The organism is Dyella sp. (assembly GCF_035685885.1).
Lineage (GTDB): Bacteria > Pseudomonadota > Gammaproteobacteria > Xanthomonadales > Rhodanobacteraceae > Dyella.
The window spans coordinates 62,208-86,454 of record NZ_DASRZX010000113.1 but is presented as its reverse complement, the minus strand read 5'-3'; the positions used below and the strand labels follow the sequence as shown (position 1 = coordinate 86,454).

Annotated in this window: 20 protein-coding genes; 12 read left to right on the top strand and 8 right to left on the bottom strand. The window is 65.8% G+C overall.

The genetic code is table 11. The features are described 5' to 3' along the window. Nucleotides 1–11 precede the first annotated feature (11 nt). Together VFG49_RS13560 and VFG49_RS13555 are read left to right on the top strand one after the other, a co-directional pair. Nucleotides 12–1,388 (top strand): class II 3-deoxy-7-phosphoheptulonate synthase, encoded by a 1,377-nt coding sequence (locus VFG49_RS13560; protein ID WP_324861350.1) that lies wholly within the window; start codon nucleotides 12–14, stop codon nucleotides 1,386–1,388. A gap of 218 nt (nucleotides 1,389–1,606) precedes the next feature. Beyond that, nucleotides 1,607–3,265: an MASE1 domain-containing protein gene (locus VFG49_RS13555; protein ID WP_324861346.1), complete on the top strand. Its 1,659-nt coding sequence runs from the start codon at nucleotides 1,607–1,609 to the stop codon at nucleotides 3,263–3,265. Here the strand turns inward: VFG49_RS13555 and VFG49_RS13550 are convergent. Further along, complete coding sequence (locus tag VFG49_RS13550; protein WP_324861344.1) at nucleotides 3,262–4,869, bottom strand: amidase; 1,608 nt, start codon at nucleotides 4,867–4,869, stop codon at nucleotides 3,262–3,264. The two genes, VFG49_RS13555 and VFG49_RS13550, sit on opposite strands and share 4 nt — an antisense overlap. A gap of 208 nt (nucleotides 4,870–5,077) precedes the next feature. On the opposite strand from VFG49_RS13550, the gene VFG49_RS13545 reads away from it, so the two are divergent. Together VFG49_RS13545 and VFG49_RS13540 are read left to right on the top strand one after the other, a co-directional pair. Beyond that, nucleotides 5,078–5,782 carry a c-type cytochrome gene (locus tag VFG49_RS13545; protein ID WP_324861406.1) on the top strand — a complete coding sequence of 235 codons (705 nt, stop codon included), beginning with the start codon at nucleotides 5,078–5,080 and terminating at the stop codon, nucleotides 5,780–5,782. Continuing rightward, nucleotides 5,779–7,062, top strand: a complete 1,284-nt coding sequence (locus tag VFG49_RS13540) for a cytochrome c (protein ID WP_324861342.1) — start codon at nucleotides 5,779–5,781, stop codon at nucleotides 7,060–7,062. Before VFG49_RS13545 ends, VFG49_RS13540 begins: the two co-directional genes overlap by 4 nt. A 10-nt stretch (nucleotides 7,063–7,072) precedes the next feature. On the opposite strand, the gene VFG49_RS13535 is transcribed toward VFG49_RS13540, so the two are convergent. Further along, on the bottom strand, nucleotides 7,073–8,059 hold the full coding sequence (locus tag VFG49_RS13535; RefSeq protein WP_324861340.1) for an NAD-dependent epimerase/dehydratase family protein: 987 nt from the start codon (nucleotides 8,057–8,059) through the stop codon (nucleotides 7,073–7,075). Between the two features lie 91 nt (nucleotides 8,060–8,150). Between VFG49_RS13535 and VFG49_RS13530 the strand changes: the two genes are divergently transcribed. Further along, nucleotides 8,151–9,059: a LysR family transcriptional regulator gene (locus VFG49_RS13530; RefSeq protein WP_324861338.1), complete on the top strand. Its 909-nt coding sequence runs from the start codon at nucleotides 8,151–8,153 to the stop codon at nucleotides 9,057–9,059. 9 nt (nucleotides 9,060–9,068) lie between these two features. On the opposite strand, the gene VFG49_RS13525 is transcribed toward VFG49_RS13530, so the two are convergent. Continuing rightward, nucleotides 9,069–9,590: a mismatch-specific DNA-glycosylase gene (locus VFG49_RS13525; protein ID WP_324861335.1), complete on the bottom strand. Its 522-nt coding sequence runs from the start codon at nucleotides 9,588–9,590 to the stop codon at nucleotides 9,069–9,071. A 165-nt stretch (nucleotides 9,591–9,755) separates the two neighbouring features. On the opposite strand from VFG49_RS13525, the gene rng reads away from it, so the two are divergent. The 5 genes from rng (at nucleotide 9,756) to VFG49_RS13500 (ending at nucleotide 18,709) form a co-directional block, all read left to right on the top strand. Next, entirely contained in the window at nucleotides 9,756–11,243 is a 1,488-nt protein-coding gene (gene rng, locus VFG49_RS13520; RefSeq protein WP_324861333.1) for a ribonuclease G, read from the top strand. A 48-nt stretch (nucleotides 11,244–11,291) separates the two neighbouring features. Continuing rightward, nucleotides 11,292–15,185 carry a YhdP family protein gene (locus tag VFG49_RS13515; RefSeq protein ID WP_324861331.1) on the top strand — a complete coding sequence of 1,298 codons (3,894 nt, stop codon included), beginning with the start codon at nucleotides 11,292–11,294 and terminating at the stop codon, nucleotides 15,183–15,185. A gap of 116 nt (nucleotides 15,186–15,301) precedes the next feature. Further along, the gene (tldD, locus tag VFG49_RS13510; protein WP_324861329.1) at nucleotides 15,302–16,741 is read left to right on the top strand and encodes a metalloprotease TldD; all 1,440 of its coding nucleotides are present in this window, start codon (nucleotides 15,302–15,304) and stop codon (nucleotides 16,739–16,741) included. Nucleotides 16,742–17,081: 340 nt separating this feature from the next. Continuing rightward, nucleotides 17,082–18,500, top strand: coding sequence for a YeiH family protein (locus VFG49_RS13505; protein ID WP_324861327.1), 1,419 nt, complete (start codon nucleotides 17,082–17,084; stop codon nucleotides 18,498–18,500). Next, nucleotides 18,497–18,709 carry a hypothetical protein gene (locus VFG49_RS13500; RefSeq protein ID WP_324861325.1) on the top strand — a complete coding sequence of 71 codons (213 nt, stop codon included), beginning with the start codon at nucleotides 18,497–18,499 and terminating at the stop codon, nucleotides 18,707–18,709. Before VFG49_RS13505 ends, VFG49_RS13500 begins: the two co-directional genes overlap by 4 nt. Nucleotides 18,710–18,792: 83 nt before the next feature. Here the strand turns inward: VFG49_RS13500 and yjgA are convergent, their stop codons facing one another. Further along, nucleotides 18,793–19,374, bottom strand: coding sequence for a ribosome biogenesis factor YjgA (yjgA, locus tag VFG49_RS13495; RefSeq protein WP_324861323.1), 582 nt, complete (start codon nucleotides 19,372–19,374; stop codon nucleotides 18,793–18,795). A gap of 27 nt (nucleotides 19,375–19,401) precedes the next feature. Further along, nucleotides 19,402–19,650, bottom strand: a complete 249-nt coding sequence (locus tag VFG49_RS13490) for a DUF1653 domain-containing protein (protein ID WP_324861321.1) — start codon at nucleotides 19,648–19,650, stop codon at nucleotides 19,402–19,404. A 378-nt stretch (nucleotides 19,651–20,028) separates the two neighbouring features. Here VFG49_RS13490 and pmbA point away from each other — a divergent pair, with 378 nt between their 5' ends. Next, nucleotides 20,029–21,381: a metalloprotease PmbA gene (gene pmbA / locus VFG49_RS13485; RefSeq protein ID WP_324861318.1), complete on the top strand. Its 1,353-nt coding sequence runs from the start codon at nucleotides 20,029–20,031 to the stop codon at nucleotides 21,379–21,381. Between the two features lie 101 nt (nucleotides 21,382–21,482). Further along, a complete protein-coding gene (locus VFG49_RS13480; protein WP_324861316.1) occupies nucleotides 21,483–21,920 on the top strand; it encodes a DUF4870 domain-containing protein in 438 nt (145 codons plus the stop codon). Nucleotides 21,921–22,011: 91 nt separating this feature from the next. Here VFG49_RS13480 and VFG49_RS13475 read toward each other — a convergent pair whose 3' ends face one another. From VFG49_RS13475 to VFG49_RS13465, 3 genes are all read right to left on the bottom strand, one after another. Next, nucleotides 22,012–22,776, bottom strand: coding sequence for a hypothetical protein (locus VFG49_RS13475; protein WP_324861314.1), 765 nt, complete (start codon nucleotides 22,774–22,776; stop codon nucleotides 22,012–22,014). 296 nt (nucleotides 22,777–23,072) lie between these two features. Next, nucleotides 23,073–23,972, bottom strand: coding sequence for a farnesyl diphosphate synthase (locus VFG49_RS13470; protein ID WP_324861312.1), 900 nt, complete (start codon nucleotides 23,970–23,972; stop codon nucleotides 23,073–23,075). Further along, nucleotides 23,956–24,213, bottom strand: coding sequence for an exodeoxyribonuclease VII small subunit (locus tag VFG49_RS13465; RefSeq protein WP_324861310.1), 258 nt, complete (start codon nucleotides 24,211–24,213; stop codon nucleotides 23,956–23,958). Before VFG49_RS13465 ends, VFG49_RS13470 begins: the two co-directional genes overlap by 17 nt. Nucleotides 24,214–24,247: the final 34 nt, after the last annotated feature.

Sequence of the window (24,247 nt, the reverse complement as noted above, 5' to 3'; positions counted from 1 at the left end):
GTCTGGTTCCCATGTCACACGCGATACCCGTCAACCCCGAAAGCGATGCCGCCTGGGCACCTGGCAGCTGGCAGCGACGCCAGGCGCTGCAGCAGCCTACCTATGAAGATGCCGCCGAGCTGGCGCGCGCTACCGGGCAGCTGGCTGCGTTGCCACCCCTGGTCACATCCTGGGAAGTGCTGGCGCTCAAGCACGCGTTGGCCGAGGCGCAGGAAGGAAAGCGGTTCCTGCTTCAGGGCGGCGATTGCGCGGAGAGCTTTGCCGACTGCACCAGTCCCATCATCTCCAATCGCCTCAAGGTGCTGCTGCAGATGAGCCTGGTGCTGGTGCACGGGCTGAAGAAGCCGGTGCTTCGCGTCGGCCGCTTTGCCGGGCAATACGCCAAGCCGCGCTCTGCCGACACCGAGACGCGTGATGGCGTGACCCTGCCCAGTTTCCGCGGCGACCTAGTCAACAGCCCGGAGTTCACGCCTGAAGCGCGTCGTGCGGATCCGCAGCGACTGATTGCCGCGCATTCGCACTCCGCGTTGACCATGAATTTCGTGCGCGCGCTGATCGATGGCGGCTTCGCCGATCTTCACCACCCGGAGTACTGGGATCTGGCCTGGGTGGAGCACTCGCCGCTGGCCGCCGAGTACCGGCGCATGGTGAAGGCCATTGGCGACTCATTGCGGTTTATGGAAACGCTCGCCGGTCCGATCGCGGGCTTCTCGCGGGTGGACTTCTTCACCTCCCACGAGGCGTTGCTGCTGCAGTACGAGGAAGCGTTGACCCGCCAGGTGCCGCGTCACCAGGGTTGGTTCAATCTTTCCACGCATTTCCCGTGGATCGGCATGCGCACGGCGGCGCTGGACGGGGCACACGTGGAGTATTTCCGCGGCATCCGCAACCCGATCGCCGTAAAGGTAGGGCCGTCGGTGACGCCGGATCAGCTGTTACCGCTGGTCGACGCATTGAATCCCGAAGACGAGCCGGGCCGGCTTACGCTGATCCATCGGATGGGGAGCACGCAGATCGGACAGGCGTTGCCGCGCCTGCTGGACGCGGTGAAGCGAGAGGGGCGCCGCGTGCTGTGGGTCGCCGATCCGATGCACGGCAACACCGAGGCTACCTCCAACGGCTACAAGACCCGCCGTTTCGACAATATCCGAGGCGAGTTGGACCAGGCCTTCGACATCCATGCGGCCGCGGGTACGCGCCTGGGTGGCGTGCACCTGGAGCTGACCGGCGAGGACGTCACCGAATGCATGGGCGGCGCCCGGGACCTCAGTGAGGCCGATCTCGATCGCGCCTACAAGTCGATGGTCGATCCCCGGCTCAACTACGAGCAGTCGCTGGAGCTGGCCATGCTGATCGTGCGGAAATCCACCGGGTCACTGGGCATTTGAGATATCCCGTACCTCGCCTCGTCCTAAGCCCGGCCCTCAGCCGGGCTTTTTCTTGCCCGGTCTGTGGGGGAGTTTCGAAAGAAGATGAGCCTGTGATGAATATGTGATGAAATGTCCCCACAAAATAGCGATGGCGTGAGTCGTTCCGGAGATGAGTCCGGAGACGCTCACCTTCCTACAGGGGTGTAGTTCCGGTCGTGATCAGGTCAAGCAGATGGATGGGCGTCGCCGGCAGGCAGGCGCAAATCCCATTGTTACTTCGCCAGCTTGCTGTCGCTGTCGCTTATGCGACGTGCTACTTGCTGCTGCGAAGTATTTCCGTGTCCCACTGGAATCTCTCGTCCGGCTTGCGGGTACTGTGCCTATTACTGGTTCCCTATCGCTACTTGCCGGCCATGGTGGTTGGCGAAATGGTTCCATTGGCCTTTTCCGGCTGGGAATATCACGGCGATTTCGGTTGGCCTTGGGCGGTCCTGCTGACCTTTCCGCCGCCGCTTCTGCTGACCGCCCCCCTATTTGCCTTTGCGCGACGTCGTTTGCCCTGGCTGCGCGACGGCAAGCCGGATATCACCTCGATCCTGATCTATGTGCTCATTGCCGCCACGGTGAGCGCGCTGGCCAGCCTTGCCGTGCTTGCGGTGATGCGAATGCCACCTGCCCCGGTAATTACTTGGCAAATCGCGTGGAATTACTTCCTGGGAGGCTACCTGGGAGCGTTGACGCTGGCCCCTGCGTTCCTCGCTCTGATTACCGCCGCGGGAAACCGGAACTGGGCCGAGAGCTGGCGCGCCGCCATACGCGATGGATTTGTCCGCAATCTCTTTGCTGGCGTCGTGCCGCCGTTGCTGTTGCTGGCATGGCTGAGTTTGCACAGCCAAGATCCCGAATTGACGGAAGTCGCGCGAATGGCAGTATTCCTGCCCGTCGCATGGATGACCCTGAGGCATGGGTGGCGGGGTGCTGCAGTGGCAGGCACGCTGGCCAGCGTGTCAGTACAGCTGACCCTGACGGTGATCAGTGACCCGGCGTTGATGCAGGCCCAAGCCCTGGTCGCGTTCGCCCTGTCCACCTTGCTGATGCTCGGTGGCCGATTGCAGCTGGCGCCCAGGCGTGTCGACGTACGGACCCATGATGCGGACGAAATGCTGCAGGGATTCCGCCTCGCCCAGCAGGGTCTTTACCAGGAAGAACAGCGGTTGCGCCATGTCGCCGAATCGCTTGATCGGCTGGGGCACACGCTTCGCGAAGGCCAGGTAAACATGATCAACCGGCTTCGTCCCCTGATGCCGGCCAACATGGAGCAGGCCTACAACCGGCAGCTGGATCTCACGCAGCGCGAAGTGCAGCGGCTGGCCAATGCGCTGCATCCGCGCTCCTGGCGCGAGCGTGGCCTGACGGCGACCTTCGAGGATGGCCCGCTGGCGCAGGCGGCCGCACTGGTGGGTGCTGGCTACCGCTGCGAAATTTCCGGGTGTGGCCTCAATCTGCTGGCACCGGACGTCCACATGATGCTTTATCGCCAGGCCTGCGAGGTGTTGGTTTACCTGCTGGCGAAGGAGCCTGTGCGCCATATCCGCCTGCAGATTCGCGGCGGCATAACGGGCGGCCGGCGCTGGGTGGTGTTGCGTGTCACGGCGAGCCGTGCCGCACACGTGCAGCGTGGAAGGCCTGTGCCGGAATGGCGTCAGCTGATCTCCCTTTTGGGGACGGACGGCCAAGGCATGGCCACGGTGCGCGAACGCGCGCAGATCTACGGTGGCATGGTGCACGAGCGCGAGGATGATGGCCGGCTTGGCGTCACGCTGTTGCTGCATGACGCCCTGCGCATCGGCATGGCCGAATTGCCGATGTCCTACGCGCGCCCGGTGACGGCCTAGGGCGCTGGCGGTATCGCTTTTCCGCCCACCTTGTCGAGGAAGGCGGGAGCGCGCCAGGCCCTGGCGTGCTGTTCGAAGCCATAGGCGATCGAGATCAACGTCGGCTCGCTCCACCGAGACCCGAAGAACACGATGCCCACCGGCAGGTCGTGCGCGAAACCCGCCGGGACGGTAATGGACGGATAGCCCGCCATCGCCGCCGGCTGCGAGGGCCCGCCCACGGTGGGATCGCCGCTCACCACATGGTCGCCCAGCACGGGATCGGTCACGAAGGTCGGTCCCCATGAGGGCGCCAACAGAGCGTCCAGGTGATGCGCCTTCATGGCGGCGTCAATGCCATCCGGGCCCGACAGCTGCTTCGCCTTGGCCAACGCGGTGGTGTAAGCCTCATCGCTCAATGCGCCCTTGGCTTGTGCCTGCTCGAACAGCTCTTGCCCGAACCAGGGCATTTCCCTGGCGGACTCACGCTGGTTGAATGCGATGAGGTCGGCAAGTGTCTTCACCTTGAGCTCCGGGCGCGTTGCCAGGTAGGTGTTGATGTCGTGCTTGAACTCGTACATCAGCACGGTCATTTCGACGTCGCCAAGTTCCTTCAGGTGCGGCAGTTCCACCGGGTCCACGATGATCGCGCCGTGTGCCTTCATCAGTGCGATGGACTCATCGAGGATGCGGTCGGCATTCGGCTCCGCGCCGCCGAGCTGGCGCACGACGCCGATGCGCTTGCCGTGCAGGCCGTTCGCATTGAGGAATCGCGTGTAGTCGGTGGCGTGGCGGTCTGCATCCACCGTGGCCGCGTCGCGCGGATCGCTGCCGGCGATGACCGTGAGCACCGCGGCGGCATCCGCCACGCTGCGTGCCATGGGGCCGGCGGTGTCCTGGCTGTGGCTGATCGGCACGATGCCGCTGCGGCTCACCAGTCCCAGCGTTGGCTTGATACCCACGATGCCGTTGGCAGCGGCCGGGCAGATGATCGACCCGTCGGTTTCTGTGCCGATGGCCACCGTGACCAGGCCGGCCGCGACCGCCGCGCCGGAGCCGGCGCTCGATCCGCAGGGGTTGCGGTCGAGCGCGTAAGGATTGCGCGTCTGTCCGCCGCGCCCGCTCCAGCCACTGCTGGCGTGGCTGGAGCGGATGTTGGCCCATTCGCTGAGGTTGGTCTTGCCGAGGATCACCGCGCCACCCTTGCGCAGGCGTTCAACCAGGCTGGCATCGCGCGACGCCGGAGCGTCCATCATCGCAAGCGAACCGGCGGTGGTGAGCATGCGGTCGCCGGTATCGATGTTGTCCTTCACCAGCACGGGAATGCCGTACAGCGGGCTGCGCTTGCGCGTGTGCTTGCGCTGATCGTCCAGTTTGCCGGCGATCGACAGCGCATCGGGGTTGGTTTCCAGCACGGCGGCCAACGATGGGCCCGCCTGATCGATGTGCCGGATGCGTTCCAGGAATTCCTGCGCCAGCGCGCGGCTGCTCAGTGTTCCCTTGTCCATGCGCTGCTGCAGGGTGGCCACGGAGGCGTAGCTGTTGTCGGCAGCATCGGCTGCCCACAGCGATGGGCTGGCAAGCAGCAGGGCAAGCACGGCGTACGAAAGCGGACGACGCAACACGGCAGCTCCTTGGGACAAGTTTGTGCGACATGATGTCGCAAAACCGCAGCGTATCGGAGTTTGCCGTGGTCCGACGTGGGGTGCTGCCTATAATGGATGCACGCTGTTGCCGCACTGTCATGACGGCGGCGCACCAGGCTTACCGGGGAACAGGATGAAAGCGCTCTCAGCCAAGCTGCGGCCAGCCAGGGGGCGGGTCGGTGCCTTGATGGTGTGGGCCGTTGTCGCATCGTTGGGCGCCCACGCGCAGGAAGCGCCGCCGCATCCGCCCATTCCCGACACGCTGCAGCAGCGCATTGCCGCCTGCACCGCCTGCCATGGCGTGCACGGCGAAGGCACGCCCGAAAGCGGGTTCTTTCCGCGCCTCGCCGGCAAGCCGGTCGGCTATCTCGCGCGTCAGCTGAAAGATTTCCAGGACGGCCTGCGCAAGTACGGTCCCATGGAGTACACCGTTCGCCCGCTGACACCGGCATACATGCGCGAGATCGCCGAATACTTCTCTTCGCAGGACGTCCCGTATGCGCGTTCGCCGATGCCCAGGCTGCCCGCTTCGGCATTGAAGCGTGGTGAGGAACTGGCGACGCACGGCGATCCCTCCCGCCAGATTCCCCCTTGTGCCGCCTGCCACGGCAGCCAGCTCACCGGCGTGCAGCCGGATATTCCGGGGCTGGTGGGCTTGCCGTACGACTACATCAGTTCGCAGCTGGGCTCGTGGCGAACCAAGACGCGCGCCACGGTGGCGCCCGACTGCATGTCCGAGATTGCCAACCGGCTGAGCGAATCGGACATCAGCGCCGTCTCGGCGTGGCTTGCGGGGCGTGAGCTGCCGGCGGACATGCACGCGCAGCCGGCCGGTTCGGTCACGCCACCGTTGCATTGCGGCGTACTGGGCGACAAGGGAGACGGCGCATGAAACGGGTGCTGTTGGTCGTTGTTGTCCTGCTGCTGGCGCTGGCCGGCTGGTGGCTGCTGCGCACCGAAATGCCTTCGCCGGTGTCGCCGTCGGCAAACCGCTTGGACGCGGCGGCGTTGAAAGACCCGTCGCTTGTCGCCAAGGGCGAGTACCTCACGCTGGCAGGCGATTGCGCGTCGTGCCACACCGCGCAGGGCGGCGCGCGCTTTGCCGGTGGACGCGTCTTGCCGACGCCATTCGGCAACATTCCGGCGCCCAACATCACGCCGGATCGTGAGACCGGTTTGGGCGAATGGCGCTTCGAGGATTTCTGGCAAGCACTGCACAGCGGGCGCGGGCGCCATGGGGAACTGCTTTACCCGGTGTTTTCCTACACATCGTTCACCAAGGTGACGCGCGACGACGCGCTGGCGATCTTTGCCTACCTGCAATCGCTGCCTGCCGTGCACCAACCGGCGAAGCCGATCGGCCTGGAGTTCCCCTACAGCGTGCGTAACAGCCTGAAGGCGTGGCGCGCGCTTTATTTCAAGGAAGGCGAGTACGTGCCGGATTCGTCGAAATCGGCGGCATGGAACCGCGGCGCCTACCTCGTGCAGGGCCTTGGCCATTGCAATGAATGCCACGCGCCACGCGATTCGCTCGGCGGTTCCAAAAGCAATCCATCGCTGTCGGGCGGCCAGATCCCGGCGCAGAACTGGTACGCGCCCGATCTCAGCACGCAGGCCAACGGTGGGCTGGCGGGCTGGAGCGAACAGGACATCGTGGATCTGCTGAAGACCGGACAGTCGACACGCGGTACCGCGTTTGGCCCGATGGCCGACGTGGTGTCGCAGAGCACGCAGCACATGCACGATGACGATCTGCGCGCCATCGCCACCTACCTGCAATCACTGCCGGCGCGGGCACCTGCGGTCGTGGAGACATCGCCGCTCGATACCAAGCCCGTGCTTGCCCAGGGCGCCAAGGTTTATGCGGAACGCTGCGCGGATTGCCACGGCAGGGACGGCAATGGCGTTCCTGGGGTGTATCCGCCGTTGAACGGCAACTCCTCGGTGAATGAACCGAGCGGAATCAACGCCATTCGCATCGTGCTGCTTGGCGGTTTTGCACCGGCAACGCAGGGCAACCCGCGGCCGTATTCGATGCCGCCGTTCGCACAGCAGCTCAGCGACAGCGATGTGGCGGCGGTCGTCACCTATATCCGTCAGTCGTGGTCCAACCATGCGTCGCTGGTGATGGCGCGCGACGTCATCGAGAACCGCCATACGCCGATCGACTGAATGGCATGCATCACGCGGCCGGCATGGCTCTGGCGGCCGGGGAGGGCAGGCAGCCGGCGCCTTCCAGGGCTACATGGATGGCGTCTTCCAGTGGCGTGTAGAGCGAATCGCCCAGGAAGGCGCGCAGCTTGCCGTCGTCCAGCCGTACGGGCGCTTGCCACAGGTAGCGCATGCGGCACAGTTCGCGCAGCGTTTCGTTGAAGGGTGAGGCGAGGCGCGCCAGCCACCAGGGGAAATGTCCTGCCGTGATGGTGGGGTCGTCGGCCGCCTGGCGAATGGCGGCGAGCATGGCATGGCCATCGATGCAGTAGCCGCCGAAGTGGAACGTGTCGAACGCCGCCAGTTCCGCCTCGCGCTCCAGCAGCCGCGCCATCGTTTCGGCCACGTCGGGCAGGTAAGCCCAGCTGTGCTCCACGGCGTACTGACCGGGATATTGCACGCGCCGCACGGGCTTCCCGGAAGACACCAGTCCCTGTCCGAACCAGTTGTTGCCACCGCGCGGCCCGAAGAAATCGCCGCAACGGAGCACCAGCGTGCGCACGCCTTCGGCGGCCGCGTCCTGCAGTCGCCGTTCCATCTCCGCGCGGATGTCGCCCTTGCGCGTGGCCGGATGTTGCGGCGATGCCTCGGTGAGCATGGGGAAGGCATCCGGTCCGTAGTTGTAGATCGTGCCCGGCAGCACGATGCGCGCGCCTTGCTCGCGGGCCGCGGCAAGGGTGTTGTCCAGCATCGGCAGCACGAGCCCACCCCAGTTCCGATAGCCGGGCGGGTTCACCGCATGGACGATCACCTGCACGCCAGCCGCAGCGCGGCGCACGTCGTCGACCCGCATGGCATCGCCTTGCAGCCATTCGATACCGTCCGCGCTGTTGACGGGCGGTTTGCGCACCAGGGCGCGTACGTGCCAGCCATGGCGTCGCAGGGCGATGCAGGTCTCATGGCCGATGCCACCGTTGGCGCCGATCACCAGGGCTATCCGCTGTGTCGTCGAGGTCATGGAGCTGTCTCCGTGGAAGTTGGCGACAGCGTGCCGTGGGGTCGGATAAAAGAAAATTGCTTAATGTCGAACGTCTGCTATACAAATATGCATGGCATTCGTGGATCCCGGCTGGGAGCTTTACCGATCCTTTCTCGCGGTCATGCGCGAAGGAAGCCTGTCGGCCGCCGCCCGGGCGCTGGGCATGACCCAACCTAGCCTCGGCCGTCACATGCGGGAACTGGAAACCGCCCTGGGCACGGCCTTGTTTGCCCGCTCGCCGCAGGGGCTGGTGCCGACGCCGCTGGCGCGAGAGCTCGTGCCACACGCCCAGGCCATGGCGTCCGCCTCCGCTGCATTGCAGCGCACCGCCTCGGCCGGCCGGGGCGAGGTGAGCGGCACGGTGCGCATCACGGCGAGTGAGGTGATCGGCGCGGAAGTGCTGCCGCCCATCCTCGCCGCGTTCCGCGAGCGACATCCGCGCATCGTGATCGAGCTGGTGCTGTCCAACGCATCCGCCGACCTGTTGAGGCGGGATGCCGACATCGCCGTGCGCATGGTCCAGCCCACGCAGGAGGCGCTGGTCGCCCGGCGCCTGGGTAGCGTGGCCTTGGGCCTGTTCGCTCATCGGCGCTATCTGGAGGCCCATGGACGCCCCTCGTTGCTGGCCGAGCTGGCCGACCACAGCCTGATCGGCTTCGATACCGAGATGCCCTATATCCGTCGCATGCGCGCCGATGGCCTGCCTTACGTGCGTGAGCGTTTCTCGTTGCGCACGGACAGCGACCTAGCCGCGCTGGCCGCCATACGTGCCGGTTACGGTCTCGGCATCATGCAGGTGAACCTGGCGCGCCGAGATCCCCAACTGGTGCACCTGCTTGCCGATGAACTGGCCATACCGCTGGAAACCTGGGTGGTCATGCACGAGGACCTGCGGCAGAGCCTGCGCGTGCGGCGGCTGTTCGAGCATGTGGCCGAAGGGCTGGTGAATTACCTGGGTGGCGGGCCGCCATCGACCTGATCGGCGAGCTCAGACGTCGCGCACGCAGGAAGCCAACGCGTGCCATGGTTCGAGATCCCAGTGCCCGCGCGCCTGGCCCGATGGCGACGGCAGCACAAACAGGCGCGTCTCGCCGATGCGTTCAGGCTGCAGGCCATAGGCCGCCGGTCGCCCCAGCGCTGCGCGCGCGGCCGCCTTGCTGGTGAAAGCCAGCATGCGGGGTGCGTGGCTCGCGATGCGCGCACGCAGCGCATCCACGTCGAAGGCATCGCGTGGCAACTCGTCGTCGTTACCCATGTGGTGCTTGGCAAGGTCGGTCAGTCCGATGCCCAGCGCCGGCAGCAGCGGAAACTCCAGCGGGGCGAACAGTCGGGGCGTCAGCGCCACCGCATGCAGCGCCCGCCAGAACAGGTTGCCCGGATGCGCGTAGTACGCACCCTCCTGCGCCGAACGCCGGCCGGCAGCGGTACCGCAGAACACCAGGCGCAGCCCGGGTTGCAACAGGTCGGGAAGAATCGGATCGGGCATCGGCGCAGCATACCCCGGGCCCATGCAACTCCCGGAATGAAAGACTGTCCGGTACATCAAATGTCGTGTTTCCCTGCGATTGTGCGCGCCAGTTGGCGGCCTCGCCGAAATCGATGTCCGTGTGTACAGACACGCATCGACAGGTTGCGCGTACTGCCGCTATAAAGATTGCCATCGAAGGGAGTACCCGTGAGCGAAGAGATCCTGATCAACGTGACCCCGCGCGAGACTCGCGTCGGTGTGGTGGAAAACGGCATGTTGCAGGAGGTGCACGTGGAGCGGGCGTCCCGGCGCGGCTACGTGGGCAATGTGTACAAGGGCCGCGTGCAGCGCGTGATGCCCGGCATGCAGGCCGTGTTCGTGGACATCGGGCTGGAGCGTGCGGCGTTCCTGCACGCCTCGGACATCCTGCGCCCATCCTTGCCGCCGTCGGCCGAAGGCACCGAGCTGCCTGCCACGGGCAATGGCCACGTGCCGTCGATCAGCGAACTGGTACATGAAGGCCAGGAGATCGTGGTGCAGGTGGTGAAGGACCCGATCGGCACCAAGGGCGCGCGTCTGTCCACGCACCTGTCGATTCCCTCGCGCTACCTGGTGCTGTTGCCGCACGCCCGCACACTGGGCATTTCCGCGCGCATCGAGGAGGAGGAAGAGCGCCAGCGACTGAAGGAAGTGCTGGGCGCGCTCATCGGCGAGAACCCGCTGGGCTACATCGTGCGCACCAATGCCGAAGGCCAGACCGCCGAGTCGCTGGCTTTTGATGTCACCTACCTGGGCAAGGTATGGCGCGTGGTGCAGGAGAACATCGCCAAGTCCAAGGTGGGCGAGCGCGTGTACGAAGAACTCTCGCTGCCCCTGCGCAGTCTGCGCGACATGCTCAACGACGACATCGAGAAGGTGCGCGTGGATTCGCGCGAAACCTTCGACAAGGTCGTGAAGTTCGTGCACAAGTTCATGCCGCAGCTGGACGACCGCGTGGAGCACTACAGCGGCGAACGCCCCATCTTCGATCTCTACGGTGTGGAAGACGAGATCCAGCGCGCATTGAAGAAGGAAGTGCCGCTGAAATCCGGCGGCTACCTCATCGTCGACCAGACCGAGGCGATGACCACCATCGACGTGAACACCGGCGGCTACGTCGGTTCGCGCAACCTGGAGGAAACTGTCTACCGCACCAACCTGGAGGCGGCGCAGGCGGCGGCGCGGCAGCTGCGGCTGCGCAACCTGGGCGGCATCATCATCATCGACTTCATCGACATGACCGATGAGGAACATCGCCGTCAGGTGCTGCGCATGCTGGAAAAAGGCTTGGCGCGCGATCACGCCAAGACCACGGTGTACCCGATGTCGGCGCTGGGGCTGGTGGAAATGACCCGCAAGCGCACCACCGAGAGCCTGGAGCGCCAGTTGTGCGAGCCGTGCCCGTCCTGCGGCGGGCGCGGCACGGTGAAGACGGCCGAAACGGTGACCTACGAGATCTTCCGGGAGATCACCCGGGCCGTCCGGCAGTTCAACACCGAGAAGCTGCTGGTGATGGCCAGCCCGAAGGTGGTCGGCCGCATCCTGGAGGAAGAGTCCGCCGCGGTGGCCGAATTGGAAGAGTTCATCTCCAAAAGCATACGCTTTCAGGCCGAAGAGCATTATTCGCAGGAACAGTTCGATGTGGTGTTGCTATAAGCGCCTGGGCCTGACGGCCGCCGGGCGAGCCGCAGCGTGAGCGGGGCCGTGAACGCCGTCTGGCGCAAACATACGCATCGTGGCGCCCGGGTACTGGCCTGGGTGTCAGGCATTGCCGTGATTTCACTGGCGGTGCTCATGGCCGTGACACAACTGCTGCTGCCTTCGCTGGCGCATCACCCCGAATGGGTGGCTGCGCAGCTCAGCGCGCGGCTGCAGCGTCCGGTGCAGTTCGAGGCGCTGGAAGGCCATTGGCAACCGGCGGGCCCGCTGTTCGTCATGCACGGCATGACCATCGGCGCGGACGACGGCCAGCCGCCGCTGCGCATTCCCGAGGCTGAGCTCAAGCTCGATTTCGGCGGCTGGCTGCTGCCGGCGCGCCATGTGGTGAACCTGCGCGTGAAGGGTCTGCAGCTGGACCTGAGCCGCGATAGCGATGGCACCTGGCACATCAACGGCATTGGCCTGGCGGGAGGCGAGGAGCGCCAGGCACCGGCGTTCGGCAAATTGTCGGTGGGCCTCTGGCTGCGCGATACGCGGCTGGAGATCACCGATCATCGGCTCGATCGCCATTACACGCTGCTCGCCGATCAGCTGCGCCTGAGCCGGCAAGGCAGCCGGATTCGCGTCGGCGCACTGTTGCGTCGCGAGGGCGCGCCGGGCGAGCTGCGCGGCGCCGGTAATTTCAGCGACGACGGCGCCGATGGCAAGCTGTGGCTGGGCGGCACCGGCATGGACCTGCACGCCATGTCGGCGGGTGTCGATCTGGACGGCTATACGGCCGAAAGTGGCGGCGGCTCGTTCGATACCTGGCTGGATTGGCGCGATGCCAAGGTCGTCCGCAGCCTCACGCATTTCCATCTCACGCAGCTTGCCGTCGCCAATCCTGACGGGATCAAGGCCAGTGTTCCCGCGCTGGACGGTCTGGCCGAGCTGGCGATCGGCAAGGATAGTTATCGACTGCGCTGGCTGGGCGATGACGGCAGCCGGCTCGACGCCACCGTGCAGGGCATCAACACCGACCAGGCCCAGGTCCAGGCGACGGCCGAGCACCTCCAGTTGGAACCGCTGGTGCCCTGGCTGGCACTCAAACCGCAGCTATCGCCGGCGCTGGCGCAATGGGTCGGTGGTGGCAAGCCACGCGGCCAGGTAACGCGTGCGCAGCTGCAGTGGACGCGCAGCGGCGGGTTGCAGCAACTCGATGCCGCGTTCAGCGGCGTGGCGATCGATCCGGTCGGCAAGCTGCCGGGCCTGGATGGCCTCAAGGGCGAATTCCGCGGCGATGCGCAGGCAATGGCGCTCTCGCTGCCCAATCAGGTCACCACGCTGCGTTTTCCCCACACGTTCCGGCAACCGTTCGTGATGTCGCGGCTGGGTGGCGACGTTTCGTTCTGGCACGACGAGGACGCCTGGCACATCGGCACCGACCAGCTGGTTTTCGAGGGAGCGGGCTTTGGTGGCAAGGCGCGCGGCGAAGTGGCGCTGCCCGATGCCGGTGGTCGTCCCTTCATGGACCTCTATGCCACCGTGACGCACGCCGAGGTGGTCGCCGCCAAGCTGTTCTGGCCGATCGACTCCATGTCGCCCGTCGCCGTGCAATGGCTGGACCAGGCGCTGATCAGTGGCAAGGTCGACCACGGCGATGTCGTGGTGCGCGGCGATCTCAATGATTGGCCGTTTCATCACAATGAAGGTCGCTTCGAGGCGCGCGCGGAAATCAGCGAACTGGTGATGGACTACAGCAAGGACTGGCCGCGCGCCGAGGGCGTGAGCGCGATTGCCAACTTCGTCAACAACGGCATGCTTGTCGAAGCAACCACGGGACAGTCGCTGGGCAACAAAGTCGAGCACGCGGTTGCGCTCATCCCGGAGTTCGGCAATGCCGTGCTCGATCTCAATGCCAGTGGCAGCGGCACGGGCGCGAGCATGCTGGAGTTCGTGCGGCGCAGTCCCATCGGCGTGCACCAGGCCGATACGCTGTCCAAGATCCGGCTCGGGGGCACCGGTGCATTCGGCTTCCATCTGTCGCTGCCCTTGGCTGACGCCAGCAACCTGGTACTCGACGGCCATGCCGACATGAAGGGCGTGGATTTCGACGCGCCCGAGTGGAACCTCAAGCTGGACAAGCTCACCGGTCCGGCGACGTTCGACAAGACAGGTTTCCACGCAGGGCCGCTGGATACGAGTTTTCGCGGACAGCCGTCCAGACTCGATCTCGCCATTGCCGGTGCCACGGGCAAACCGGACACCCTGTTGTCTGCACGCCTGAGCGGTCGCTACAGCATGAGCGAGCTGACCACGGGTTACAAACAGCTGGACTGGTTGAATCAGGTGGCTGATGGTCGAAGTGACTTCAACATCGGTTTCGATATCGCGCACACCAGCGGCACGGCGGCGACCACGCAGCAGTTGAGCGTGGATTCCACGTTGAGCGGTATGACGCTGGATTTCCCGGTGCCACTGAAGAAGCCTGCAGACGCAACGCTGCCATTGCATGTGGACATGAATCTGCCGATGACCGGCAGCGAAGTGCAGCTCAGCGTGGGCCAGGTCGTGCGTGCGCGCCTGCGCCTGCCGCAGAATGACAGCCAGTCGCTGGCGGCCACGTTTGCATTTGGTACCAAGGCGCCCGACACCGTTCCCGACAAGGGCATCCGGATCCGCGGCCGTCCCGCGAAGCTCGACGTGACGGGATGGACCCAGTACGCCTCCTCCGGCAGCAGCAATGGCGGTCCGGGGCTCGAGAGCATCGACGTCAACGCCGACCAGGCACTGGTGTTTGGCCATCCATTTGCCGACATGCATCTGCTCGCCACGTCGGGTACGGATGGACTCACCGTCGACGTGGACAGCGCGGGCCTGGCGGGTCGCTTTGGCATTCCGCTGGCCGATCTCAATCGCCGTGGCGTCACTGCGCGCCTGCAACGCCTGTATTGGCCCAAGGATGCTCCGGCGCCGGCGAAGAAGGGCGCGGTGCCGACTGCAGTCGCGAGCACGCCGGCGGCGACGGCATCGACTGGCGGGTCCGAAAATCCGAACACGCCACCATCCAATCCGGCTGTCACCGGCATCACGCCATCGGCGCTGCCACCGTTTCACCTGTGGGTGAGCGATCTGCGTTTCGGCGACTCCAAACTCGGCGAGGCGCGGCTGGAAACGTGGCCCACCGACCATGGCATGCACGTCGACCAGCTGCGCACGCTCTCGCGCAGCGTGCAGATCAATGGCACCGGCGACTGGGACGGCACGCCGAGCGACAGCCATTCCCACATGCGCATCGATTTCGTCGCGCAGAACATGGGCGACATGCTCGGCGCCTTCGGCTACGACGGTTTGCTCGCGGGCGGCAAGGTGCGCGCGCAGCTCGATGCCACGTGGCCGGGCGCACCGTCGGCGATGGAGCTGGGCAACATGGATGGCAAGCTCAGCATCAACATCACCGATGGCCGCATGCCCGAGGTGACACCGGGCGTGGCGCGCCTATTCGGCCTCATATCCGTGCTGGAGCTGCCGCGTCGCCTGTCGTTCGATTTCGGCGACGTGTTCGGCAAAGGCCTGGCGTTCGACGCCATCGTGGGCGATTTCAAGCTTGGCGACGGCAACGCCAACACCGACAACCTGCAAATCCGCAGTCCTGCCGCCGAGATTTCCATCCAGGGCCGCACGGGCGTGCGCGCGAAGGATTACGACTTGCAGGTGGTTGCGGTGCCGCACGCGGGCAACAGCCTTCCCATCGTGGGTGCCGTCGTCGGCGGCCCCATCGGCGTGGCCGCCGGTTTCGTGGCGCAGGGGCTGCTGGGCAAGGGCATCAACCACGCCGCCAGCGCCCGCTACAGGATCACGGGCCCGTGGGACAAACCCGTGATCGAGAAAAAGGACGTGCCCGTTGCTCCCGCCACGCCGCCGCTCACCGGCGAGGCACCACCGGCCCGGGATCCCTAGATCGTCCGAGTGGGGCGTGCGCGACACGGGTTCCCCGGCCTGCCATCAGGCTTTAAACCCCTCCGGCTGGCCCCACCTTGTTAAAGTCCCCTCTCTTTACCGATGGCCAAGACTTCATGGATTCACTGATCGCGCAGGCCGAACGCCGCCTGCTGGCGCCGGGCGGCCTGGCCGCCACCGACCTCGACCGCGTGTTCAACCAGTTGATGGGCCCGTCCATCGACGCCGCCGACCTGTATTTCCAGCATTCGCGCAGCGAGTCGTGGTTGCTGGAGGAAGGCATCGTCAAGGACGGCAGCCACTCTATCGAGCAGGGCGTGGGCGTGCGCGCCATCAGTGGCGAGAAGACCGGCTTTGCCTATTCCGACGAGATCGTGCTGCCGCAGCTGCTGGAAGCCTCCAAGGCCGCGCGCGCCATCGCGCAGGGCGGCAACGGCGCAGGCAAGCCGCTTGCGCTGAACGGTGCGCGGCAGTTGTATCCGGCCATCGACCCGGTGGAAAGCCTGCCCAATCCCGACAAGATCGCCCTGCTGCGCGAAGTGGACGCCTATGCGCGCTCGCGCGATCCGCGCGTGAAGCAGGTGATCGTGAGCCTGGCCGCCACCATGGATACCGTGCTGGTCGCGGGTTCCGACGGCACCCTCGCGGCGGACGTGCGCCCGCTGGTGCGACTGAACGTGCAGGTCATCGTCGAGCAGAACGGCCGTCGCGAGCAGGGCAGTGCGGGCGGCGGTGGCCGCTATGGCTATCGCGAGCTGATGGAGAACGGTCGCGCCATGGCGTTTGCCGATGAAGCGGTTCGCGGTGCACTGGTGAACCTGGAGGCGGTGGATGCACCGGCCGGCAGCATGGCGGTGGTGCTCGGTCCCGGTTGGCCGGGCGTACTGCTGCACGAGGCAATTGGCCACGGCCTGGAAGGCGACTTCAACCGCAAGGGCAGCTCCGCCTTTGCCGGCCGCATCGGCCAGCGCGTGGCGGCGCCCGGCGTCACCGTGGTGGACGACGGCACCCTGCAGGGTCGCCGCGGGTCGCTCAGCGTGGACGACGAAGGCACGCCCACCGAATGCACCACGCTTATCGAGGACGGCATCCTCAAGGGCTACATGCAGGACAAGCTCAATGCCCGCCTGATGGGCGTGGCGCCCACCGGCAACGGCCGCCGCGAATCGTTCGCGCAGCTGCCGATGCCGCGCATGACCAACACCTACATGCTCGCCGGCCAGCACGATCCGCAGGAGATCATCCGCTCGGTGAAGAAGGGCCTGTACGCGGTGAACTTCGGCGGCGGCCAGGTGGACATCACCAACGGCAAGTTCGTGTTCTCCGCCAGCGAGGCCTACCTGATCGAAGACGGCAAGATCACTCGTCCGGTGAAGGGCGCCACCCTGATCGGCGCCGGCCCGGAAGTACTCAATCGCGTCTCCATGATCGGCAACGATCTGGCGCTGGACGAGGGCGTGGGCGTGTGCGGCAAGGACGGCCAGAGCGTTCCCGTAGGCGTGGGCCAGCCGACGCTCAAGGTGGATGCGATGACAGTGGGTGGGACGGCGTCGTGAGGCGGCTGAAGCGCTGCTTGTAACGTAGCGGCCCTTCTCCGACGGGCCGGCAGGCGGATGAGGGTGCGTGCGGAGCGTGGCCATTCACGCCCAGGCAAGCTCCGCACCTTTACCACCTTCAGGTGGCTCGCCCCAACCCCTCACTCCACAGGGACTACCTTCGGGTCGCCAGCGGGAGAGGGGCTTTCGCGAGCCGCCAGGTTGTGGCTGTCATCCAGTGATCAAAACCTGCATATCGATAGAACAAAAGCTCATTTCGCTTATGCCATTCAGGCAGGGAAAGTGTGATTTCCGGACGTATAGACGTCCATAACCTCATGCTTACCAAGAGGGCGACGCGATGAGCGAGGTGACGCGCATTCTGCCGGCATCGGCCAGGCCATCCGAGAATGCCGCTGTGCGCCAGGAGCGCAGGGGTGCCTTCTCCAACGAAGACTGGTGGTCAGTGTGGATCGGCTTGGCTGTCATCGTGGTGGCCTGGGCGTTGTTCGCCAACGGCAGCAGCCTCAAGTGGCTGGCGGTGGCGCCGGCGAAATGGAAGACGCTGGCGGACGCGTGGCAGGGCATCGCAACCCATGCGCCGAACTACCTGGCGCTGTTCGCGACGTTTGCCTTGCTGTTCGGCACCGCGTTGGCCTTGCTTGGGCAGTCGTTGTCGCGCTTCCTGCCCAGCTTCCTGATCCTGTTCGTCGCTTCGCTGCTGATCTTCACGGCATCGGCCTGGACCGAGGCGGCGCGCTACAACCTTGAGGCGCCGCTGATCGCGCTGGTGCCGGGGCTGCTGGTCTCCAATACGGTGGCGTTGCCCGAATGGTTCCAGTCCGGCCTGCGGGTGGAGTTCTACATCAAGGTCGGCATCGTGCTGCTAGGCGCCACGCTGCCGTTGACCCTGCTGGTGTGGGCCGGTCCGGTGGCCGTGGGGCAGGCCACCATTGTTTCGCTCGCCACGTTTTTCGTGATCTTCCTGACGGGCAAGGCGCTGGGTTTGGACAAGCGTTTCGCGGCGGTACTGGGCGTGGGCGGCGCGGTATGCGGAGTGTCTGCCTCCATCGCCGCCGGTGGCGCGGTGCGGGCGAAACGCGAGCAGACGTCGGTCGCCATTGCGCTGGTCGTGGTGTGGGCCATCGTGATGATTTTCGTGCTGCCGTTCGCGTCGCGTGCGCTGGGGCTGTCCACGGCGGTGGCCGGCGCGTGGATCGGCACGTCCGAGTTCGCTGACGCCGCAGGCATCGCAGCAGCACAGGCTTATGGGGATGTCGCGCGCAACGCGGGTGGCGCCATCGCTGGTGCGCCGGATGCTGCCGTGCAGGCGTTCACCCTGATGAAGGTGGTGGGGCGCGATATCTGGATCGGCATCTGGGCCTTCGTGCTGGCGTGGGTGGCCACGACGCGTTGGAACAGCGACGACGGCGTGCAGGCGAAGGCCGATGCGCGCGAGATCTGGGCGCGCTTTCCCAAGTTCGTGATTGGCTTCGTGCTGGCCTCCGCGCTGGTCACCTGGATCGCGAGTCACTACTCGCTGGCGGACTATCGGAAGGTCGTCACGCCGGATCTGGTTGCGCCGATCAGCGCATTGCGCACCTGGGCCTTCACGTTCTGCTTCCTCAGCATTGGTCTCACCACGCGCCTGCGTTCACTTGCTGCCATCGGCTGGAAACCCTTCGTGGCTTTCACCGCCGGCGTGGCCGTCAACATCGTGATCGGCTACGTGCTGTCGGTGCACGTCTTCGCCGACTACTGGAACGGCCTGGGCGGATGAGCGCGGTGGCCGACCAGCGCGAGGCCTGCTGCGCGCATTGCCGTTTCCGTCGCGAAGATCGGAGCGAGATCGAACGGCGCGTGCCGGGCATGGTGTCGTTCGGTTCGGCGTATGGCGCGAGCATCGCAGCGAGCGCGCTGTGCGAGGTGCACGATGCGTGGGTGTCGCCGGGGGATGGGTGTTCGCGGTTTCGCGCGGTGGATGCGTGAAGTAGCCCGGATCGCGCACCAGGTGCGCTCCCACAGAAGCCTGCTCCGTTGCAGGAGCGCACCCGGTGCGCGATCGGTTCGCCTCAGTCTTCCGCTTCGTCCGGCAGATCGTCGCCAGCTTCATCCGCAACTTCATCGCTGTCGCCACCCGAGGCCAGCTGCTTCAGCAACTGATAAATCTCGCGATACGCGCGCGGCGGCTTGTTGCCATCCTTCTCCACCTTGGCCTGGCGCACCAGCGAACGCAGGTGCTGGCGATCCACGCCGGGATACTCGGCGATGAGCGCGCCCATCGCTTCGTCGGTGTTCTCCAGCAGCCGCTCACGCACAGTTTCCATGCGGTGCATGGCAGCCGTTTCCTGACGCTGCTTTTCGCGGTTTTCACCCAGCGCTGCGCGCACGCCGTCGAACACGGCGGTGTCGTGCCGACGCATGACCTTGGCCAGGAACGCGAGCTGGCGCTTGCGTGCGATATGCGCGGTGATGCGGCGGGTGGTGGCGATCTCGCGCTGCACGTCTTCGGGCAGTTCGAGTTTGGCCAGCTTCGATGCGGGCAGTTCGATCAATTGGTTGGCCAGCGCCAGCACGGCCAGCGCATCGCGGCGCTGCTGGGTGCGGGTGGGGCCGTAGTCATGATCGGGATCGTGGGTGTAGGTACGCTTCACGGGAGTTTCCAGCGGGCCGGCGACGCGTCAGTGCGCGGCGCCGGCGTGTTCGAACGGATTGGGCTCGGCCTGTTCCAGCGCAAAGCGGGGGATCGGCTCGCCGTCCAGTTCCACGGTTTCACAGAACATGACGGCAGGGCGCACCCACAGCCCGAAATCGCCGTAGAGCGCCTGGTAGACCACTAGTTCCTCCATCGTCTCGCTATGCCGGGCGGTGCCCAGGACGCGATAGCGCTGGCCTTTGTAGTGGCGGTAGATGCCGGCTGCCGGTGACATGGGCTGATCTCCGCAAACGCTCTTTGCAATCGGCCACGCCACCCCCATTTCGGGAGCGGCGCGGGTAGGACCGCGTATTCTACCCGTTACCGGAGTCTGGTTCGTGCCTTCTTGTGGCCCGCGTTCGCCGCCCAAAGCGCCCATGCGAGTGTTCCGGGGCGCAGCGCCTGACTGGCTGTCAGCTCAAGCCTCGTGCGCTTGCATGGGCGCTTTGGGCGGCCAACCCTGCGGGCCGGGTCTGTTTGCCCGCCAGCCGGCGTCATCCCTTAGTCGTGTATTGACATACACTCCCTCGCTCTTCCTTGGCAGGCAAGCAAACAGCTCCCGGCGCGGGCTACAGGAAGGCACGAACCAGACTCTGTTGCAGGAATTTCACGCGTGACCGAACTCAGCATCACCCAGGACCGCAGCCTTGAGGAACTCGATCGACTAGCCCAACTGGCGGAGGACGTGATCCGCCGCGCCCGCGCCGCCGGCGCCAGCCAGGCCGAAGTGGCCGCCAGCATCGATACCGGGCTGAACGTGAACGTGCGCCTGGGCGAGGTGGAGACGGTCGAGCACACACGCGACCGCGGTTTCGGCCTCACTGTGTATTTCGGCAAGCGCAAGGGGTCGGCCAGCACGGCCGACCTCAACCCCGATTCCATCCAGGCCACCCTGGACCAGGCCTGCGCCATCGCGCGCTTCACCGAGGAAGATGACGCCTCCGGGCTGGCCGACGCCTCGCGCATGGCCACGCAGTTCCCCGACCTGGACCTGTGGCATCCCTGGCGCATCGACACCGACGGCGCCATTGCGTTGGGCAAGCAGGTGGAAGACGCGGGCCGTGCGCACGCCGGCATCACCAATTCGGATGGAGCCAGCGTACAGATGGGTGAAAGCCTCGCCGTCTACGCCAACTCGCACGGCTTCATGGGGCGCGAGCGCGGCACGCGCCATTCGCTGTCGCTGTCCCTGATTGCCGGCGACGACGAGGGCATGCAGCGCGATTACTGGTATGACAGCGTGCGCTCGGCGGACGACTTCATGAGCGCCCGCGAGCTGGGCGACAAGGCAGCACAGCGCACGCTGGCACGCATGGGCGCGCGGCGGCTGTTCACGCGCCAGTGCCCGGTGATGTTCGCGCCGGAGGTGGCGCGTGGGCTTATCGGACACCTCGTAGGTGCCGTCAGCGGCGGCGCGTTGTATCGCCGCGCCAGCTTCCTGCTCGATCATGCCGGCAAGCAGATCATGCCGTCCTGGTTCAACGTCATCGAGCGCCCGTTGCTGATGCGCGGTCAGGGTTCGGGGGTGTTCGATGCCGAGGGCGTGGCTACCCGTGACAGTGCACTGATCAAGGACGGCGTGCTGGCGCGCTACGTGCTCGGCAGCTATTCGGCACGCAAGCTGGGGCTGGAGTCGACCGGCAACGCGGGCGGCATCCACAACCTGGTCGTGGAACCGGGCCAGGACGACTTCGAGGGCATGCTCCGCCGCATGGGTACCGGGCTGCTGGTGACCGAGGTGATGGGGCAGGGCGTGTCCACCATCACGGGCGACTACTCGCGCGGCGCGGCCGGGTTCTGGGTGGAAAACGGGCAGATCGCCTACCCGGTGGAAGAGATCACCATCGCGGCGAACCTGCGCGACATGTATGCCAACATCGTGGCCGTGGGCGCGGACGTGGATCCCCGCTCGCACGTACTCACCGGCTCGATCCTGCTGGAACAGATGACCATCGCCGGCGAGTAGGTCTTCCGGTAGCGGCAAAAGCGGCGTTCGCTTGCTAGGATGATCGCGACTGGCCTACAACCAGTCGCGAAGTCAGGCTTCTACGACCAGGAGAAGTTCGCATGAGCGTTCCCCCCGAATCCGTCGTACCGCCGCCGTCAGCTGGCCCCGCAGGCCCTACCGACATGCCTGCCGCCGATGAGCGTCAATGGGCACTCTTCGCCCATCTTTCCTCGTTGCTCGGATGCATCATCACCGGCGCCTGGTTTGGCTGGGGCTGCTTCCTCGGGCCGCTGATCATCTGGCTGGTCAAGAAGGACACCATGCCCTTCGTCAACGATCAGGCCAAGGAAGCGCTGAACTTCAACATCACCGTGGCCATCATCGGTTTCGCGCTGATGCTGTTGACGCTGATCACTTTCGGGCTGGGCGTGTTCATCGCCATTCCCGTGGGCATCGTGGTCGGCGTGGGCTGGCTGGTGTTCACCATCATCGCGGGCATTCGCGCCAACGAAGGCGTGCGCTACCGCTATCCGTTCACGCTGCGGCTGATCAAGTAGGGTCGAGCGGGAAATGAGGAGTGAGAAGTGAGAGAAGGCGGTCAGTTCGGCTCTCTTGCTTCTCGCTTCGCTTAACTGCTTTTCCCGCTCTTCAATGCAGCCCGATGTAGGTGCGTTTGAAGGTGACGGCCTGCTGCAGCGCGGGGACCTTCCAGGCGCCGGTGACGATCATCTGCTGGCCGTCCGGCGACAGCGCCCAGGTCTGTTCCAGCTCCATGCCGTCGGCGTACTGCACCGATACGTGCAGCTGTCCGTTGTCGATGTGCCCGCGCACCATGGCGTTGCCGCTGAGCGACTGGCGCGCCTGCCCGTCAAGCTTGCCCGTCATCTGGCTGCCGTCGTTGAGCCGCACCTGAAAGGCCTGATCGTCCTGTTGCACCAGCAGCACCGAGTCGAGCTTGAACATCGGCGGCATCGGGTAGGTGGCCGTGGCGATCGGGTCCTTGTCGGACACGGCGGCCTTGCCACCGGTGTTGTCGCCGTTGCCATGATGGCCGTGGCCGCCACCGCCCATGCCGCCGCCGTGCCCCATGCCACCACCACCCATGCCTCCGGCTCCGCCACCCATGGCGCCGCCCCCATGCCGTCCACCGCCATTGCCGTGGCCGCCCGGCGCAGCACCGGCGGAAGAGGAGGCCGGTGCCGGACCCTGCACCATCGCCGCCTGCTGTTCCTGCCGTGCCTCATTGCGCATGGCGGTCGTCAACGTATCGGTGGTGTCGCTGTTGCGATCGTCCAGGCGCCAGGCGCCGGTGAAGTCGGGTTTTTGCGGTGCGGCGTAGGCAGCGAGCGCGATTACCGAGCCGAGCACGGTGGCACTGGCGAGACGCACGGGGGAGAAAGGCGAGTTGTTCATGTGCGGGAGACGACGGCGTAGGTTTATCTTCAACGCCTGTCGGGGGCCCATGTTGACGCGAGCAGGCACGTCGTTGGAAAGACGATGCCCGCGCGCGGCATCGTGTGAGCGAGCCTTATGGGTGACACCGATCCCGCGAGTGGTCGGGCAGCGCTGCAGTCGCCCACAGGGTGGGCTCCCACGCAAGCCGAGGCAGCCGCCCGGCGTTCTCTGCAGGAGCGCACCCAGTGCGCGAAAAACCTATCCCCCAGGGGACGTCGCGGAGCGAAGACGCCGCAACCCAGGTCGGTCAGCAGTCAGTGCAACCGCGCCGCCGCGTACCCGGCCAGTTCTTCCAGCAGCACACCCCGTTCGCCCAACGGCGCAATCGCTTCCAGCGCATCGGCGGTCAACTGGGCAAGGCGTTCGCGCGACGCATCCATGCCGATGATCGAAGGGAACGTCGGCTTGTCCGCCGCCGCATCCTTGCCTGCAGTCTTGCCGATGATTTCCGACTCGCCTTCCACGTCGAGGATGTCATCGCGCACCTGGAACGCCAGGCCTACCGCATGCGCATAACGGTCGAGCGCGGCCAGCACGTCGTCCGGCGCGCCGGCGGCGAGTGCGCCCAGCTGTACGGAGGCGCGAATCAGTGCCCCTGTCTTGCAGGCGTGCATGTGTTCCAGTTCGGGCAGGGTCAGCCGGCGGCCGACCGCAGCGAGATCCAGCGCCTGGCCGCCAGCCATGCCTTCGGCACCACAGGCGCGTCCCAGCACGCGCAGCATCTCCACGCAGCGCGCGGGATCGACGCCCAGCGCCACGTCATGGGCAAGCAACTCGAAGGCCAGTGCCTGCAAGGCATCGCCGGCCAGGATTGCCATCGCCTCGCCGAACACGATGTGACAGGTGGGCCGGCCACGCCGCAAAGCGTCATCGTCCATCGCTGGGAGGTCGTCATGCACCAGCGAGTAGGCGTGGATCAGCTCGACGGCACAGGCAGGTGCATCCAGGCGGGAGCCGTTCTCGCCGAAAGCGTGCCCGGCGGCATACACCAGCAAGGGGCGCAGACGCTTGCCCCCGCCGAGCACTGCATAGCGCATGGCGCGGTGCAGTTCGAAGGGAGCGGTGTCTTCCGAAGGCAGCGAACGGGCCAGCGCCTCATCGGCGCGCACGATCAGCGACTTGAGGGCCGTACCAAGATCAGAGTTCGGGTTCAAACGGTTCGGCGCTTTCAGGAGCATCGGGATCGAGCAGCAGTCGTACGCGCAACTCGGCACTTTCCAGTGCCTGCTGGCAATGGCGATAGAGGCCGATGCCGCGCTCGAAGGAGGCGAGGGATTCGTCCAGGCTCAGGTCGCCACCTTCCATGCGCGCCACAAGCTGTTCGAGCTCGTCCAGCGAGTGCTCGAAATCGGCGGCGGGAGCCTTGTTGGCGGGGACGGGAGCGGACTTGGCCATGGCCCGCAAAGCTAACGCAGGGGGCGTGCGGAAT

Coding starts and splice junctions, on each gene's coding strand:
- VFG49_RS13465 (WP_324861310.1), bottom strand. CDS start 24,213: ATGGCCAAGTCCGCTCCCGTCCCCGCCAACAAGGCTCCCGCCGCCGAT.
- VFG49_RS13560 (WP_324861350.1), top strand. CDS start 12: ATGTCACACGCGATACCCGTCAACCCCGAAAGCGATGCCGCCTGGGCA.
- VFG49_RS13480 (WP_324861316.1), top strand. CDS start 21,483: ATGAGCGTTCCCCCCGAATCCGTCGTACCGCCGCCGTCAGCTGGCCCC.
- VFG49_RS13530 (WP_324861338.1), top strand. CDS start 8,151: ATGGCATTCGTGGATCCCGGCTGGGAGCTTTACCGATCCTTTCTCGCG.
- VFG49_RS13490 (WP_324861321.1), bottom strand. CDS start 19,650: ATGTCACCGGCAGCCGGCATCTACCGCCACTACAAAGGCCAGCGCTAT.
- VFG49_RS13505 (WP_324861327.1), top strand. CDS start 17,082: ATGAGCGAGGTGACGCGCATTCTGCCGGCATCGGCCAGGCCATCCGAG.
- tldD (WP_324861329.1), top strand. CDS start 15,302: ATGGATTCACTGATCGCGCAGGCCGAACGCCGCCTGCTGGCGCCGGGC.
- VFG49_RS13540 (WP_324861342.1), top strand. CDS start 5,779: ATGAAACGGGTGCTGTTGGTCGTTGTTGTCCTGCTGCTGGCGCTGGCC.
- VFG49_RS13500 (WP_324861325.1), top strand. CDS start 18,497: ATGAGCGCGGTGGCCGACCAGCGCGAGGCCTGCTGCGCGCATTGCCGT.
- VFG49_RS13555 (WP_324861346.1), top strand. CDS start 1,607: ATGGGCGTCGCCGGCAGGCAGGCGCAAATCCCATTGTTACTTCGCCAG.
- VFG49_RS13475 (WP_324861314.1), bottom strand. CDS start 22,776: ATGAACAACTCGCCTTTCTCCCCCGTGCGTCTCGCCAGTGCCACCGTG.
- VFG49_RS13525 (WP_324861335.1), bottom strand. CDS start 9,590: ATGGGCCCGGGGTATGCTGCGCCGATGCCCGATCCGATTCTTCCCGAC.
- VFG49_RS13545 (WP_324861406.1), top strand. CDS start 5,078: ATGGTGTGGGCCGTTGTCGCATCGTTGGGCGCCCACGCGCAGGAAGCG.
- VFG49_RS13535 (WP_324861340.1), bottom strand. CDS start 8,059: ATGACCTCGACGACACAGCGGATAGCCCTGGTGATCGGCGCCAACGGT.